Origin of the sequence: Mesorhizobium sp. M2A.F.Ca.ET.046.03.2.1, assembly GCF_003952425.1 — a bacterium.
Classification (GTDB): domain Bacteria; phylum Pseudomonadota; class Alphaproteobacteria; order Rhizobiales; family Rhizobiaceae; genus Mesorhizobium.
Window position 1 is genome coordinate 5,584,189 of the sequence record NZ_CP034449.1, and the last position, 14,091, is coordinate 5,598,279.

Annotated in this window: 14 protein-coding genes; 7 read left to right on the forward strand and 7 right to left on the reverse strand. The window is 64.3% G+C overall.

What is annotated here, in order from left to right; all coding sequences use genetic code 11:
• Positions 1 to 86 precede the first annotated feature (86 nt).
• On the reverse strand, positions 87 to 1,931 hold the full coding sequence (locus EJ072_RS26550) for an aminopeptidase P family protein (protein ID WP_126082018.1): 1,845 nt from the start codon (positions 1,929 to 1,931) through the stop codon (positions 87 to 89).
• 344 nt (positions 1,932 to 2,275) lie between these two features.
• Between EJ072_RS26550 and EJ072_RS26555 the strand changes: the two genes are divergently transcribed.
• Positions 2,276 to 2,461, forward strand: coding sequence for a hypothetical protein (locus EJ072_RS26555; protein WP_126060111.1), 186 nt, complete (start codon positions 2,276 to 2,278; stop codon positions 2,459 to 2,461).
• A gap of 9 nt (positions 2,462 to 2,470) precedes the next feature.
• Here EJ072_RS26555 and EJ072_RS26560 read toward each other — a convergent pair whose 3' ends face one another.
• A complete protein-coding gene (locus EJ072_RS26560; RefSeq protein WP_126083755.1) occupies positions 2,471 to 3,343 on the reverse strand; it encodes a 50S ribosomal protein L11 methyltransferase in 873 nt (290 codons plus the stop codon).
• Entirely contained in the window at positions 3,343 to 3,927 is a 585-nt protein-coding gene (locus tag EJ072_RS26565) for an SCO family protein (RefSeq protein ID WP_126082019.1), read from the reverse strand. Before EJ072_RS26565 ends, EJ072_RS26560 begins: the two co-directional genes overlap by 1 nt.
• Before the next feature lie 250 nt (positions 3,928 to 4,177).
• Here EJ072_RS26565 and EJ072_RS26570 point away from each other — a divergent pair, with 250 nt between their 5' ends.
• The 3 genes from EJ072_RS26570 (at position 4,178) to EJ072_RS26580 (ending at position 6,125) form a co-directional block, all read left to right on the forward strand.
• Positions 4,178 to 4,606, forward strand: coding sequence for a CreA family protein (locus EJ072_RS26570; protein ID WP_108702807.1), 429 nt, complete (start codon positions 4,178 to 4,180; stop codon positions 4,604 to 4,606).
• Between the two features lie 69 nt (positions 4,607 to 4,675).
• Complete coding sequence (locus EJ072_RS26575) at positions 4,676 to 5,317, forward strand: DapH/DapD/GlmU-related protein (protein ID WP_126082020.1); 642 nt, start codon at positions 4,676 to 4,678, stop codon at positions 5,315 to 5,317.
• 313 nt (positions 5,318 to 5,630) lie between these two features.
• On the forward strand, positions 5,631 to 6,125 hold the full coding sequence (locus tag EJ072_RS26580; RefSeq protein ID WP_189342130.1) for a low affinity iron permease family protein: 495 nt from the start codon (positions 5,631 to 5,633) through the stop codon (positions 6,123 to 6,125).
• Between the two features lie 8 nt (positions 6,126 to 6,133).
• On the opposite strand, the gene EJ072_RS26585 is transcribed toward EJ072_RS26580, so the two are convergent.
• On the reverse strand, positions 6,134 to 7,000 hold the full coding sequence (locus EJ072_RS26585; protein WP_126082021.1) for an SDR family NAD(P)-dependent oxidoreductase: 867 nt from the start codon (positions 6,998 to 7,000) through the stop codon (positions 6,134 to 6,136).
• A 221-nt stretch (positions 7,001 to 7,221) separates the two neighbouring features.
• Between EJ072_RS26585 and EJ072_RS26590 the strand changes: the two genes are divergently transcribed.
• Positions 7,222 to 7,503, forward strand: coding sequence for a hypothetical protein (locus tag EJ072_RS26590; RefSeq protein ID WP_126082022.1), 282 nt, complete (start codon positions 7,222 to 7,224; stop codon positions 7,501 to 7,503).
• 4 nt (positions 7,504 to 7,507) lie between these two features.
• Here the strand turns inward: EJ072_RS26590 and EJ072_RS26595 are convergent, their stop codons facing one another.
• Positions 7,508 to 8,083: a TMEM175 family protein gene (locus EJ072_RS26595; RefSeq protein ID WP_126082023.1), complete on the reverse strand. Its 576-nt coding sequence runs from the start codon at positions 8,081 to 8,083 to the stop codon at positions 7,508 to 7,510.
• 157 nt (positions 8,084 to 8,240) lie between these two features.
• Between EJ072_RS26595 and EJ072_RS26600 the strand changes: the two genes are divergently transcribed.
• Positions 8,241 to 9,431, forward strand: coding sequence for an MFS transporter (locus tag EJ072_RS26600; protein ID WP_126082024.1), 1,191 nt, complete (start codon positions 8,241 to 8,243; stop codon positions 9,429 to 9,431).
• Positions 9,432 to 9,434: 3 nt separating this feature from the next.
• Here EJ072_RS26600 and EJ072_RS26605 read toward each other — a convergent pair whose 3' ends face one another.
• Positions 9,435 to 10,907 (reverse strand): MATE family efflux transporter, encoded by a 1,473-nt coding sequence (locus EJ072_RS26605; RefSeq protein ID WP_126082025.1) that lies wholly within the window; start codon positions 10,905 to 10,907, stop codon positions 9,435 to 9,437.
• Positions 10,908 to 11,014: 107 nt separating this feature from the next.
• Positions 11,015 to 12,496 carry an esterase-like activity of phytase family protein gene (locus EJ072_RS26610; protein WP_126082026.1) on the reverse strand — a complete coding sequence of 494 codons (1,482 nt, stop codon included), beginning with the start codon at positions 12,494 to 12,496 and terminating at the stop codon, positions 11,015 to 11,017.
• A gap of 392 nt (positions 12,497 to 12,888) precedes the next feature.
• On the opposite strand from EJ072_RS26610, the gene EJ072_RS26615 reads away from it, so the two are divergent.
• Positions 12,889 to 14,052, forward strand: a complete 1,164-nt coding sequence (locus tag EJ072_RS26615; protein ID WP_126078352.1) for an IS4 family transposase — start codon at positions 12,889 to 12,891, stop codon at positions 14,050 to 14,052.
• The last annotated feature ends 39 nt before the right edge of the window (positions 14,053 to 14,091 follow it).

Here is a 14,091-nt window from a genome sequence, read left to right on the forward strand (position 1 = left end):
GGCGCGATCGTTTCGGACCGCCGGCGCTGCCCCTCATTGCCCTGCCGGGCATTTCTCCCCGTAGAACGGGGAGAAAGAAGCTAATCTCAAATCTTCGCGTCGTGCGGCAGTGGTGCTGTCGCCTTCTCCAGCCAGGCCAGCGTTTCGCCGTCCACCATCGGGCCGATCTCGGCCAGCACCCATGCATGATACTGGTCGAGCCAGTGCAACTCGTCGCGGGTCAAGAGATCGCTGCGGACGAGACGCTTGTCGATCGGCGCCAACGTGAGCGTCTCGAAGCCGTGCATGGGGATGTCGCCACCTTCGATCGGTTCCGCCGGCGTGACCAGAATCAGGTTCTCGATGCGGATGCCGTAGGCGCCTTCCTTGTAGTAGCCTGGTTCGTTGGACAGCATCATGCCGGCAAGCAGTTTCTCGGTGCCGGTGCGGGCGATGCGCTGCGGCCCTTCATGCACGGCAAGATAGGAGCCGACGCCATGGCCGGTGCCATGGGCGAAGTCGCAGCCATGCTTCCACAGTGCCATGCGCGCGACGGCGTCGATTTCCGAGCCGCGCGTGCCGGCGGGGAAACGCAGCGTCGAGATGCCGATCATGCCCTTCAGCACGAGGGTGAAGCGCTCGCGCATTTCCTGCGTCGGCTCACCGATCGGCACGGTGCGGGTGATGTCGGTGGTGCCGTCCTGGTACTGGCCGCCGGAATCGAGCAGGAACAGTTCTCCGCTTTCCAGCTTGCGGCTGGTGGCGCGCGAGACGCGGTAATGCATGATCGCGCCGTTCGGGCCGGCACCGGAAATCGTGTCGAAGGAGATGTCGCGCAGCGGCATCTGGGTTTCCTCGCCTGTCTGGCGGCGCACTTCCTCCAGCTTGGTGACGACGGCAATTTCGTCGAGCGTGCCGGGCTGCTGGCGCTCGAGCCAGCACAGCAGCTTGGCGACCGCAGCGCCGTCGCGGCGATGCGCGGCGCGGCTGCCGGCGATCTCGGCCTGGTTCTTGGTCGCGCGGGGTATACGCGCAGGGTCAGCCGCCAAGACGACGGTGCCGCCATTGTCCTCGGTAAGCATCCGCAGCTTTTCCGCCGCCAGCACCGGATCCAGCGCGATCCTGGCGCCGTTTTTGGCCAGCTCGACGATTGCCGCTTCGAACTCGCCCGGATCATGCAGATCGGCAAGCTGGGTGAGATAGACCGCGACCTGGCGCGGGAATTTGCGCTGGTCCATGAACAGCTGATGCTTGCCGTCGGCGGCGAGGATGGCAAAGCCGAGCGCCAGCGGCGTGTGCGGCACGTCGGCGCCACGGATGTTGAAGCTCCAGGCGATGGAAGAGGGGTCGGTCAGCACCGCATGGGTGGCGCCGTCTTTCTGGATGGCGCTTGCCAGCCGCACAAGCTTGTCCTTGGCGAGCTCACCGGCAAAATTGAGCTCTTGCAACTCCACCGGCGCGCGCGGCGGCTCGGGCTGGTCTTTCCAGATGATGTCGATCGGGTTCCTGTCGAGCGGCACCAAGGTCGCGCCGGATTGCTCGGCCGATGCCTTCAGCGCCCTGACCTCGCCGATCGTATGCAGCCAGGGGTCGAAGCCGAGCCTCGCGCCCTTGCCGAAATTGTCCCTGATCCAGCTGGCCGGCGGATTGTCGATGAGGCTTTCGACGGTGAAGATCGAAAGGTCGACCTCGTTTCGGACCTGCAGCGTGTAGCGGCCGTCGACGAAGATGAAGGCGCGGTCGCGCAGGATGATGGCGACGCCGGCCGAACCGGAAAAGCCGGTCAGCCATTTCAGCCGCGCCGAGCGGTCGGCGACATATTCGCCCTGGTGCTCGTCCGCGCGGGGGACGATGAAGCCATCCAAGCCATTGTCGGCCAGCCATTGCCGCAGCAGCGCCACGCGCGGCTTGCCGACGGCCGGATCGCCAGCGGAATCAAAGGTCTGGAACATGGTGGCCTCTCCTCGGATGCTTGTCGCGAACCTAAAGCGCGTCGCGATCTTTCAGATTCGCGCCATGCGCTTTAGGTTTTGGATCTTACGCATGTCTTTATCCCGAAACCGGTTCCCACTTTCGGGAGACATGCTTTAGAGCATTTCGTGCGCCAATTGAAACGGATCTGTCACCAGACGCCATATGATCCAGATATGCTGAAGCGACGACGTGCAAGCTAGGCGCGCCCCCGTGTCTTTGCGCATGGACGCTATGCAGAATCGTTGATTTCCAGACAGGTCGGCAGAGCTTAGTCTCCCGGATGTGGAGGAATGAATCCTGTTGTCCTGCAAAGGAGACTGTCATGTCCACGCTTCCAGCCAGACGCGGATTTTTCAGAAACGCCATGAGCGCGCTGATCGAAGCTCGCCGGCGCGAGGCGACCCGCTACGTCAACGGGGCGCTGCTTTGTCTCGACGATGAAACGCTGAACGCCAATGGCTACGATCGCGAAGAGCTGAAGAAGGCGGCAAACTCGCTTTATGTGTGAGTAACCGCCTCAGCGCTTGAGGTGGATGGTCACCCAGCCCTCGCGATGCAGCGTGCGGACGTGACGAAAGCTCTGACCGACATAGGCTGAGATCACGGCGTCGCGCTGCCGGTCGAGGATGCCGGAAAGCACCAGCGAGCCGCCGAGCCTGATATGCCGGGCCATCTGAGGCGCGAGCCGCATCAGCGGCCGGGCCAGGATGTTGGCGACGATGAGGTCGAAAGGCGCGCGCCTGGCGAAGATCGGGTTGTGGAAGCCCGGCGCCGTCACCGTCTCGACCAGCGCCTTGACATGGTTGAGGCGGGCGTTGGCGGCGGCGACGCGGACGGCGACCGGATCGATGTCGGTCGCCAGCACCGGGATATGCGCGAGCTTGGCGAGCGCGATCGCGAGCACCGCGCTGCCGGTGCCGAGGTCGAGCGCGTTGCGCGGCCGTTCGCGCAGCACCACCTGCTCCAGCATTTCGAGGCAGCCGGCGGTGGTGCCGTGATGGCCGGTGCCGAAGGCAAGGCCTGCCTCGATCTCGATGGCGAGATCACCGGCGTGGCGCTTGGCGCGGTCGTGCGAGCCGTGGACGAGGAAGCGCCCCGTACGGACCGGCTTCAAGCCTTCCAGCGAGCGCGACACCCAGTCCACATCGGGAAGGACCTCGCGCTCGACAGGCTTCGGCAGGCCGAGACCGGCGATGATATCCCTGACCCGCGCCTCGACAGGACCGACGTCGCCATCGGCATAGAGCGACACTTCGTGGATGTCTTTTTCCTCGTCGAGCTCCAGCACGGCGATCGGCAGGCCGTCATCCTCGAAGGCGGCGTCCAGCGCCGCGAAGATGCGATCGGCCTCGAGCTTGCTGGCGGTGAGGTGCAGCCTGGTCTGGCCCATCATGTTTGCCCGCCGGCAGCCAGCCGCTTCAGCTTGGCGACGGCGGTGTCGGCGCTCTCGCCATAGGCGATGGTACCGGCGAAATCGCCCCTGGCGTTGAGCAGCAGCACCGAGGCGGTATGGTCCATCGTGTAGTCGCCGTCGCCGGTGTCGACCTTCTTCCAATAGATGCCGAAGGCCTTGGCCATGGCGTGCACCTTGTCCGGATCGCCGGTGATGCCGGTGATGCGATCGGAGAAGTTGCTGACATAGGTGTTCATCGTCTCCGGGGTGTCGCGCTCCGGATCGACGGTGACGAAATAGGCGTTGAGGTTCTTGCCGCTGTCGCCCATCGTCTTCAGCCAGCCGGCCAGCTCGAACAGGGTTGTCGGGCAGACTTCCGGGCAATGGGTGAAGCCGAAGAACACGACCGTCGGGTGGCCCCTGAAGGCGGCTTCGGTGATCGGCGCGCCTTTCTGGTCGACCAGCGTGAAGGGCGCGCCGAAGGGCTCGCCGCCATAATGGCCGCGGTACCAGTCGAACGTCAGCCAGCCGATGCCCGCCGCCATCAGGACGAGAATGCCGACCAGGATTGAACGCATCATCAGTGAATGTCCGTCGTGATTGCCTTGGGGCAAGTTTGGCGACACTCTTAGCGGGTCTGCGCCGGGCACGCAAAGATGCCGCGTTGCCGCAAGCAGAGATCCAGGTGGGGCACAACCCCCGTGTCGGGCGGCTTGCAAACGCCACGATCTTGTCCCACCTGACATCGGCAAACGCCAACCCAGGAGGCAACCTTTGCGAAAACTGATCGGTTTGTTCGCCGCATGTCTTGCTCTCAGCGCCGGCGCTGCCATGGCCGACGAGGTGGGCAAAGTGGGTGTCGACTGGGTCGGCAACGACATCATGATCGACGCCATCAAGGACCCGAAGGTCGACGGCGTCACCTGCCACGTCGCCTATTTCGACCGTAGCATCATCGACCGGCTGCATAAGGGCAACTGGTTCGAGGATCCTTCCGATTCCTCGATCTCCTGCCGCCAGACCGGGCCGATCACCATCGGCGACATCGATATGGGCGAGGGCGGCGAGGAAGTGTTCAAGCAGGGCCTCAGCCTGATCTGGAAGAAGCAGGTGGTGAACCGCATCTACGACAGGAAGAACGAGACGCTGATCTATCTGTCGCATTCGCGCCAGGTGCAGAACGGCTCGGCGAAGATGTCGGTCACCACCGTGCCGCTCTACGGCCAGAACGTGGTGTGGACCAAGGGCAAGCCGCAATAGTCTCCCGAGACAGGCTTGTGGGGGCAGGTCGCGCTTGCGAGGCCGTCCCCGCCGGCGTAAAGCCGCTTCATGAACCGTCCTGAAAACCTTGTACTGAAAGATCCCGAGCCGCGCATCCATCCGACCGCGGAGCTCAAAGGCTGCAAGCTCGGCCGCTATGCCTCGATCGGCGAGCGGGTGATCCTGCGCGAGGTGAGCGTCGGCGACTTTTCCTATTTCGAGCGCCATTCGGAAGCGATCTACACGACGATCGGCAAGTTCTGCTCGATCGCCGCCAACAGCCGCATCAACGCGCTCGAGCACCCGATCGAGCGGCTGACGCAGCATAAGGTCAGCTACCGGCCGAACGAGTATTTCCGCTGGCTGGGCGTCGACGCTGAATTTCGCGCGCGCCGGCAAGCCAAACCGGTCAGTGTCGGCCACGATGTCTGGATCGGCCATGGCGCGGTCGTCATGCCGGGCGTTGCGATTGGCAACGGCGCCGTCATCGGCGCCAATGCCGTGGTGACGCATGACGTCGCGCCCTACACGATCGTCGCCGGCGTTCCGGCGAAGCCCTTGCGCGAACGCTTCTCAGCGGCAGTCGCGGCGCGTATCGAGGCCCTGGCCTGGTGGGATTGGGCGCCGGAGAAACTGGCGAGCGCAATCCCCGACATGCAAGCCGTGCAGATCGAGGCCTTCCTCGATCGCTGGGAAGGCGGTACTCCCTGACACACAGAATGCCGTTGAAAGCACAACGGCGCTGTCCGCTTCTGTCGGGAGTGGCGCCCCTTCCGCCATGCGGGGGTGGCGCGGCGGAAGGGGCTGGAGGCAAACCGCGTGAAGCGGAAGGAACAGGCTTTCTGGCCTGCACCGGCATTATCGCAAGCAAACCGATAAGGTGTTTCTTCACGCGCCTGCGCTTCTGGCGTGTGGCTGATTGCAGCCCCGTCCCGTCACGAAAATTCGACCCTTTGGAACCCGATGCGGTGGCTGCTTGTTTCTTCGCAAATGCCCGCGCGTCCACGGTTTTTGAGGAATTTGCATGATCGAGAAGGCTTTTACCTGGATGGCCAACCGGGTGGCGCATCTGGCCGGCCTGCCGCCGACCTTCGCCATCTGCGTGCTGATCGTGGTTGTCTGGGCGGCAAGTGGCCCGATCTTCGGGTTTTCAGACACTTGGCAACTCGTCATCAACACCGGCACCACCATCGTCACCTTCCTGATGGTGTTCCTGATCCAGAACACGCAGAACCGCGACGGCGCGGCGATCCAGGCCAAGCTCGACGAGCTGATCAGGGTCAGCCGCGCCCACAATCATTTCATCGGCATCGAGCACCTGACGGAATCCGAGGTCGAGGAGATCCGCGCCAAATGCGAGGCGGCGGCGAAGCGGCACGACCGCAAGATCGCCGAAACGGCGGCCAACAAGGTCGTGGCCGGAAAGAACGGCACGAGGCATGCGGCCAAGACCACCGGCGCGGCCGCAAAGAAGCCTGTGGCCGGGAAGAACAGCTCAAAGAAGAAAGCGGCTGCTTGAAAGGGCCGTCAGCGGTTCATGAAGGCCGCGAAGGCGTCCTTGTGATCGGGATGCCAGCGCGAGAGGGCAGGGCGGTTCTCGATGATGTCGCCGACCGCCCAGGCCATGCGCTTTTCATCCGTCGGCCGCGCCACCTCGTTGTCGGGGCACAGGATGTAGAAATCGCCGTCGACGAGCGATGCCAGCATGAAGTCTATCACCTGCTCGCCGGTCCAGGCGCCGGCGGGCTTTTCCGTCGCGCCTTCGGTCAGGCCGGTGTAGGTGAAACCGGGGATCAGCAGATGCGCCGACACTTTCGCGCCAGGCTCGTTGCGAAGCGCATGCGCCAGCCCTTCGGTAAACGTCTTCACGCCAGCCTTGGAGACGTTGTAGGCGAGATTGCCGGGCGGCGTGGTGATGCCCTGCTTGGAGCCGGTGTTGATGACGAGCCCCGGTTTTCCAGCTGCGAGCATGCGCGGCGCGAAGGCCTCGGTGCCGTGCACGACACCCCAGAAATTGATGTCCAGAAGCCGCTTCCAGGCGTCGCGGTTCTCCCAGGGCTTGCCTGGATTGTTGCCGACGCCGGCATTGTTCATCAGCACCGACACCGCACCGAAGGCACCGTAAGCGAGGTCCGCCAGCCGGTCGACCTCTTCGGCCTTGGAGACGTCGGTGGGGATCGGGAGGACGGCATCCTTGCCGGCGATCGCGGCGACAGCCTCCGTCGCCTGGTCGAGGCGCACGCCACCGATATCGGCGAGCACCGTCTTCATGCCCATCGCCGCGAACCGTTTCGCGGCGGCGAGGCCGATGCCGCTGGCGCCGCCGGTGATGACGGCGACGTTGCCCGAGGCGAAAGCTGGCAGGGCGGTCTGGATTTCGGCGTCGCTAGTCATGGTTTCCATCCTTGTTCGGGTCGCGCCGAACTTAACGCTCACTGCCGCTGAGGCAAGGCTGGTTCGTCCCGATGGGCGACCGTGACAGTCGCAACGGTTGACGACTTACAGTCGCAACGGGTTGACGACTTACAGTCGCAACGAGTTGACGACTACAGTCGCAACGGGTTGACCATCGCTGCGCCTGCCGCGCATGCTGTCCTGAAAAAGGAGCTCGGCATTTGACCGACTGGATCGGAATCCTCAAAGAGCAGACCGCCAATGGCGACGAGATGGGCCGCGAGGTGCCGAAGATGCTCGCCAATCCCGATATCAGCGAGACGCAGGTGAAAACGCTGTTCGCGGCGCTGGAGAAGCAGGCGGATTTCGCCGAGAAGCTGCGGCTGGCGCTGGAGAAGTTCGGCCATGACTTCGCGATCATCAAGGCGGCCGAGCGGCTGGAGGAGCGCTATGCCGACCTTGCCGCCTCGGTGGCCGAGAAGCTGAAAGCGATGCGGAAATAGGTTTCTATTTTTCGATCAGCCTCTCGAACCGTTTGTCGGGCGCAAACCAGATCGCCGCCACAAGCACGTAGATCGCCACGCTGATCCATTGGTTGAGAAAGCTGAGCAGGACGGCGGCGATGTAGAGCGCCAGAGAAATCTTGCCCTTGCGATCCTGGCCCACGGCCCTGGCGAAGGTCGTTTCGGCGCCGTGCAGATGGCGCAGCTTGATGACCAGGATGTTGTAGGCAACGGCGCAAAGCGCCAGGTCGAAGCCATAGACGGCGACCGGCACCGGGGCGAAGTGGTTCTCCCCCATGAACGCGGTGGTCACCGGCATCAGCGACAGCCAGAACAGCAGGTTCATGTTGGCCCACAGCACGCGCCCGTCGACGCGTTGCACGGTGTGGAACATGTTGTGCAGGTTGTTCCAGTAGATGCCGACATTGATGAAGGAGAGCACGTAGCAGAAGAAGACCGGCCACAGCGGCAAAAGCGCGGAAAAATCCTCGCCATGCGGCACTTTCAGCTCCAGCACCATGATGGTGATGATGATGGCGACGACGCCATCGGTGAATGCCTCGACCCGTCCCTTGCCCATGATTCTTCCCTCGCTTTGCGTCGACGTTAAGGGAGGATGCCGCGGCTGACCATCCTGCCAGAACTGTCAGGAGGAGATTCGCAGGGTGGAACGGCGCCATTATGTAGGCGTTGGGCTTGCAACCCTCGGAGGTCGCCATGACCGCTACGCTCAAACCATGACGCGTGACCATGAGCTTGGCGGGAGGACCGCGAAGGCCGCCGTCGCCGCCATGATCGCCGCGCTTTTTGCCGGCAGCACCGCGTTGACCCCGCTCTACATCATCTACAAGCAGACCTTCGGCTTCTCGCAGGTCACGCTGACGCTGGTTTACGCCGTCTACGTCGTCGGCAATCTGGGGGCGCTGCTGTTTTTCGGCCGGGTGTCGGATGTGATCGGCCGCCGTCCCGCCGCGCTGGCCGCGATGGGGGTTGCCGTGGTCAGCGCGTTGTTTTTCCTCTTCGCCGAAAACCTCGCCTGGCTCGACATCGCCCGCATTCTGAGCGGGCTTGGCATAGGCGTCGGCGCGGGCGCGGGCACCGCCTGGCTGGCCGAGCTGATCGAAGGCAAGGACAAGTCGAGCGCCGCTATCATCACCACCAGCACCAACTTCATCGGTCTCGGCGTCGGCGCGCTCATGGCGGGGCTGCTCGCCCAATATGCGCCCTGGCCGCTCAGGCTCACATTTGCCGTCTATCTCGTCCTGCTTGCGTTGGTGACCGTGCTGATCTGGCGCACGCGGGAAACGGTCTCCAGTCCGGGGCGGCTCTCGGATGTCTCGCTGCGGCCACGGCTTTCGGTGCCCGACAATATCCGCGCGCAATTCGTGGCGCCGGCGGTGACCGGCTTCGGCGCCATGGCGCTTGTCGGCTTTTATGCCGCGCTGGCGCCGAGCATTCTCGCGCAGCAGCTGCACGTGACCAATCATGCCGAAGCCGGCGGGCTTTTTTTCGAGCTGTCGATCGTGTCGGCCATCACCATCGTGGCCACCGCCCGGCTTGCTAGCCGCTCCACCATGCTTGCGGCGCTCGTCCTGATGATCCCGGCTGTGGCGCTGGTCGTCGCGGCGCAAATCTACGCCTCGATGGCACTCATGATCGCGGCGACCGCGGTCTGCGGCGCGGCGGCGGCGCTCGGCTATCGCGGCGGCCTGCAGGTGGTGAATCAGATCGCGCCGGCCGACCGCCGCGCCGAGGTGGTCTCGGTCTTCTTCATCTGCTGCTTCTGCGGCAACGCGCTGCCGGTGATCGGCATCGGCGTGCTGTCCAGCCTGGCCAACGCCACCGCGGCAAGCCTGGCCTTTGCCGGCATGATCATCGTCTTCTCGCTGGTGGCGCTCGGTTTCGGCGCCAAATACGCGCGGCAGTAGATCTCAGCTGGCCGGTGTCTCAGGCGCAAGATTGGCGCGCTGGCGCGGCACGCCGAGGCCGGTGTCGGGCGGCTCGCCGGCCGCCGGCCGGCCCTCGATCATATGCGTGGTGCGCCAGCGGCCGAGGCGATAATAGGCTGCGGCAAGCACCAGCGAGGCGATCGAGCCGGCCGGAAAGCTCCACCACAGCGCCTCCTGGCCGATGACGCTGCGCATGAAATAGGCAAAGCCGGTGCGAATGAACAACACCGAGATGATCAGGATGATCAGCGGCGGCATGACGGCGCCGGTGGCGCGCACCGTGGCGAAGAGCACGATCGTGATGCCGAACAGGATGAACGACCAGGACGCCACCCTGTTGATATGAGCGGCAATGTCGATCGCGGCGCTGTCGTTGCTGAGGAAGAGGCTGAGCACCGGGCGGTCGAAGACGAAGAGCAGCGCCACCAGCGCGCCGGTCAGCACCAGGTTGAAGCCGACCCCCGAAGCCGCGACCTTGCCGATGCGGTCCCAGCGGCCGGCGCCGACATTCTGCGCGGCCATCGAGGAAACCGCTGCCCCGATCGCCAGCGCCGGCATCTGGATATAGGTCCAGAGCTGCGCCGGGATGCCGTAAGCGGCGGCGACCTGCGAGCCGTAGGAGTTGACGATGCCCATCACGGTGAGCGCCGCGGCCGAGATGACGATCATCTGCAGGCCCATCGGGATGCCCTTGAAGACGACGATGCGCAGCAGCGCCGGGTCGGGCCGCAGCAGAGCGAGATCGGCGCCGGCCAACCGCAGCGGGTGCTTGCGAAGATAAAGCACGATCAGGATGGCAATGCCGCTCACCGTCTGGCCTATGAGCGTCGAGGTCGCCGAGCCGGCGATGCCGAGCTCGGGGAAGGGGCCGATGCCGCGGATCAGCAGCGGATTGAGCACGACGTCAAGAACGACCGCCAGCGCCATGAAGAAAAACGGGGTTCGCGAGTCGCCGGCGCCGCGCAGCACGGTCATGACGAAGGACAGAAGGTTCATCATTGGCACCGCGACGAAGATGATGCGCAGGTAGCTGCGCGCCAGCGGCAAGGCGTCCGACGGCGTGCCGAGCCCGGTGAGGATAGCGTCGACCCAGATCCAGCCGCAGACGGCGAACACGACCGAGACCAGGAAGAAGAAGGTGGCGCTGGTGCCGACGATGCGCTTCGCCGCGGGCAGATCGCGGGCGCCGACGGACTGCGCCACCAGGATGGTCGCCGCCATGCCGATGCCGAACACCGTGCCGAGGATCAGGAACAGCACCAGATTGGCGTTGGAGGTCGCCGTCAGCGCCGCCTCGCCGAGGAAGCGGCCGACCCAGACCGCGTTGATCGAGCCGTTGAGCGACTGCAGCACGTTGGAACCCAGCACCGGCAGCGCGAACAAAAGCAGCGTGCGCGGGATCGGCCCGCTGGTCAGATCGTGGGTCCGCCTTCGAGCGGGCTTGTCGTCATCCATGGCAGCACCGAAAATGAATCAGGCCCGCGATGCTATCGCAGGCCTGATGCTCATGCATCCCTTCCGCGCTCAGCCGTATGCCCGCTCGGCGTGCGGCTGAAGCAGAACTAGTTCGCGGCGAGGCTGTTCCCGGACAGTCCAGGCAGGGTGACCTGATAGACCAGGAAGGTGGTGTCGACATCGGCGCCGTCCTCGGCCTTGTAGGGCGCGCCGACCTGGAAGCCGTCCTGGGTGAGAAAGTCGTTGTCGTTGGCAACGAACAGGAAATAGTCGTCGGGAAGCTTCGGATCGACGACGGGCGCCAGCGACATCGCCTCCCACTTCTCGGACAGGTTGTTCCTGTCATTCGGCGCGCCATTGTGCAGGCCGAAGCGGCCGAGCTCGCCTTTGTCGTTGATGTCGATGAAGGAGGTTAGCTTGGCCGGCGTCACCGACGGATCAAGCACGCCCTTCGGCGCCACCGGCTTGTCGGCGGCATCGAACGGACCGTTGGCGATGTCGGTCGCGGCGGAGAGGTCGACGATCTCGATCTTGCGATAGACCGATTCTTCGCCCTTCAGGCCCTGGCCGTTGCCCGAGTCGCGCGCCAGCATCAGGAAGCTGGTGTCGGAGAGCGCGACGATCTCGCTCTGCGCGGCGACCTTGGTCTTGCCCTTGGCATCCTTGAAGACCGGCAGCGGCACGACATATTCATGCGCCAGCTTGAGGTGAGCGAGGTCGGAAGCGTCATAGACCAGCGCGCGGGTGTTCTGGCGCGTCGAGCCGGAATCGCCGCCGTCCTGACGGGCCGCCGACTGCAGCACGGCGATCAGGAACTTGCCGTCGGGCGTCACCGACATGCCTTCGAGGCCCTGGTTGTTCTGACGGCCGGTTTCCGGGTCCTTCGGATCTGGCTCGGCGGCGCCCGGGCCAGGATTGTCGGAAGCGAAGTTCGGCTTGGCGTGGCGCATCGGCACCAGGGCCGCGGGCGGCTGCGTCGCCGACATCAGCCGGCCTTCGGCCGAGAAGCGGTAGATGTTGGGGCCATATTCGTCGGAGATGAACATGGTGCCATCGGGCAGGCGCACGATCGCTTCGTCGTCCAGCGAAAGCTTGCCGTTTTCGGCCTGCGGCAGGATCGGCATGTCGCCGGCGGCTTCGCGCACGCCGTTCAGCGGATCGAGGCCGGTGGCGTCGGCGCCCTTGTCGTCGGTCAAGAGCATGGTGTCGGCGAGCGTCGCCTTGACGCCGGCCTGTTCCTGTCCGGCGGCTGGGGCCGCGCCAGGAGCGGTCGGCGTCAGCTCGATCGCGATGGTGTTTAGGCGCGGGCGGTAGTCGGCGGTGCCGGCGACATTGTAGCCGCGGTCCGGCAGCAGCCAGAGCGAGCCCTTGTAGCTGGCGCCGTTGCGCACCCAGCCCTTGGCGTCGATCGCCATGCCGGAACCCGAACCGAACGTCTCGCCGAACTTGTCCTTCTGGCTCGCCGGAATGCGGCCGACGCCGACGAGCCCCTTGTTGACATAGGCGACGCTATCGGCGAGCGCCGGCGTCATGGCGGTGAACAGGGCGAGCAGCGCGCCGAGCGTGGCGGTTCGGTTGAGATGTTTCATGGAAATCCCCTTCGTGACGAGCAGAGCGGCCATTGGCTCAAAAGGGCGCGGCACCGACGATGCGGGGCAGCCCTTGCCGTCGAGCGGTCTAGGACGTGAACGTGATGGTTGCGTGACAGGCTGGGTGCGCTTTTCCTTCTCCCCTTGTGGGAGAAGGTGGATCGGCGCGATAGCGCCGAGACGGATGAGGGGTGTGCCAGCGGAGTGGATACGTTGGCTTTCCCTGGAGCACCCCTCATCCGACCGAGCTTCGCTCGGCCACCTTCTCCCGCAAGGGGCAGGGCTGTCCGGGGAAAGGTTCGGGTGAATCGAAATGCCGCATGTGCATGCCCCGTAAGACGGGGATTTTCCGTCTACCTTCTGGTTGTCGAGACTCAGAAAGGGAACGGGGCATGCGCTTTACGCCTAGCATTCTTGGCAAGCTGGTTGAACCGATCAATCGTCGCCGCTTCCAGACGATTGTGGATAGCCATGATGGGGATGCCTATGACAAGTCGTTCAAGAGCTGGGACCATCTCGTGGTGTTGATCTATGCTCAGCTCAGCGGCGCGACGAGCCTTCGCAGCCTGCAAGCCGGCTGGAACGCCAACTGCCAGCACCATTACCACCTCGGCAGCGACCTGTTGCGGCGCTCGACCTTGTCGGACGCCAACCGGCGCCGCCCTGTAGCCGTCTTCGCCGAGACGTTCGCCCTGCTTGCAGGCCAACTCGACCGGCAGATGCGTCGCGAAGGCAGTGCCATGCTGCGGCTGATCGATTCCACGCCCATCCCGCTCGGCAAGCTTTGCGACTGGGCCAAGTCGAACGGCCGCATCCGCGGCATGAAGCTGCATATCGTCTATGATCCAGACAGCGACTGTCCGCGCGTCCTCGACATCACCGATGCCAACGTCAACGACGCCCAGATCGGCCGCACCATCTCTATCGAAGACGGTGCGACCTACGTGTTCGACAAGGGTTACTGCCACTACGGCTGGTGGACGGCGATCGCGGCGGCGCAAGCCTTCTTCGTCACCCGGCCCAAAACCAACATGGGGCTCAAGCTGGTGTGCGATCGTCCCCTCGCAGCCATGCACGGCGATGGCTTCACCGTGCTTGAGGATGCCGAGGTGAGCTTTGCCAGCAAAGGCGATTCCAAACTGCCGATCCGCTTGCGTCGCATCATCGTGAAGCGAGACGAAGGCGACACCATCACGCTGCTGACCAACGATCTCGAGCGCTCGGCCGCCGACATAGCAGCCCTCTACAAGGGGCGCTGGCAGATTGAGCTCCTGTTCCGCTGGATCAAGCAGCACCTCAAGATCCGTAAGTTCCTCGGCAACAATGACAACGCCATCCGCCTGCAGCTCTTCGCCGCCATGATCGCCTATGCGCTGTTGCGCATTGCAGCGCGCGCATATCGCGTTGCACTGCCGATCCTGCGCTTCACCGACCTGGTGACACGATGCCTGTTCGAGCGGCGCCACATCGCCGCCATCGACAAACCGCCGCCCGTCAATCCAAGTCGAAGGTACCCCCGCTGCTCTCCCGATCAGATGAGCCTCGACTATGTCTAACTTTCCCCGGACAGCCCTGCCCAAGGGGAGAAGGGAAAG

Coding starts and splice junctions, on each gene's coding strand:
- EJ072_RS26610 (WP_126082026.1), bottom strand. CDS start 12,496: ATGAAACATCTCAACCGAACCGCCACGCTCGGCGCGCTGCTCGCCCTG.
- EJ072_RS26560 (WP_126083755.1), bottom strand. CDS start 3,343: ATGGGCCAGACCAGGCTGCACCTCACCGCCAGCAAGCTCGAGGCCGAT.
- EJ072_RS26580 (WP_189342130.1), top strand. CDS start 5,631: ATGATCGAGAAGGCTTTTACCTGGATGGCCAACCGGGTGGCGCATCTG.
- EJ072_RS26595 (WP_126082023.1), bottom strand. CDS start 8,083: ATGGGCAAGGGACGGGTCGAGGCATTCACCGATGGCGTCGTCGCCATC.
- EJ072_RS26555 (WP_126060111.1), top strand. CDS start 2,276: ATGTCCACGCTTCCAGCCAGACGCGGATTTTTCAGAAACGCCATGAGC.
- EJ072_RS26600 (WP_126082024.1), top strand. CDS start 8,241: ATGACGCGTGACCATGAGCTTGGCGGGAGGACCGCGAAGGCCGCCGTC.
- EJ072_RS26565 (WP_126082019.1), bottom strand. CDS start 3,927: ATGATGCGTTCAATCCTGGTCGGCATTCTCGTCCTGATGGCGGCGGGC.
- EJ072_RS26585 (WP_126082021.1), bottom strand. CDS start 7,000: ATGACTAGCGACGCCGAAATCCAGACCGCCCTGCCAGCTTTCGCCTCG.
- EJ072_RS26575 (WP_126082020.1), top strand. CDS start 4,676: ATGAACCGTCCTGAAAACCTTGTACTGAAAGATCCCGAGCCGCGCATC.
- EJ072_RS26615 (WP_126078352.1), top strand. CDS start 12,889: ATGCGCTTTACGCCTAGCATTCTTGGCAAGCTGGTTGAACCGATCAAT.
- EJ072_RS26550 (WP_126082018.1), bottom strand. CDS start 1,931: ATGTTCCAGACCTTTGATTCCGCTGGCGATCCGGCCGTCGGCAAGCCG.
- EJ072_RS26605 (WP_126082025.1), bottom strand. CDS start 10,907: ATGGATGACGACAAGCCCGCTCGAAGGCGGACCCACGATCTGACCAGC.
- EJ072_RS26570 (WP_108702807.1), top strand. CDS start 4,178: ATGGCCGACGAGGTGGGCAAAGTGGGTGTCGACTGGGTCGGCAACGAC.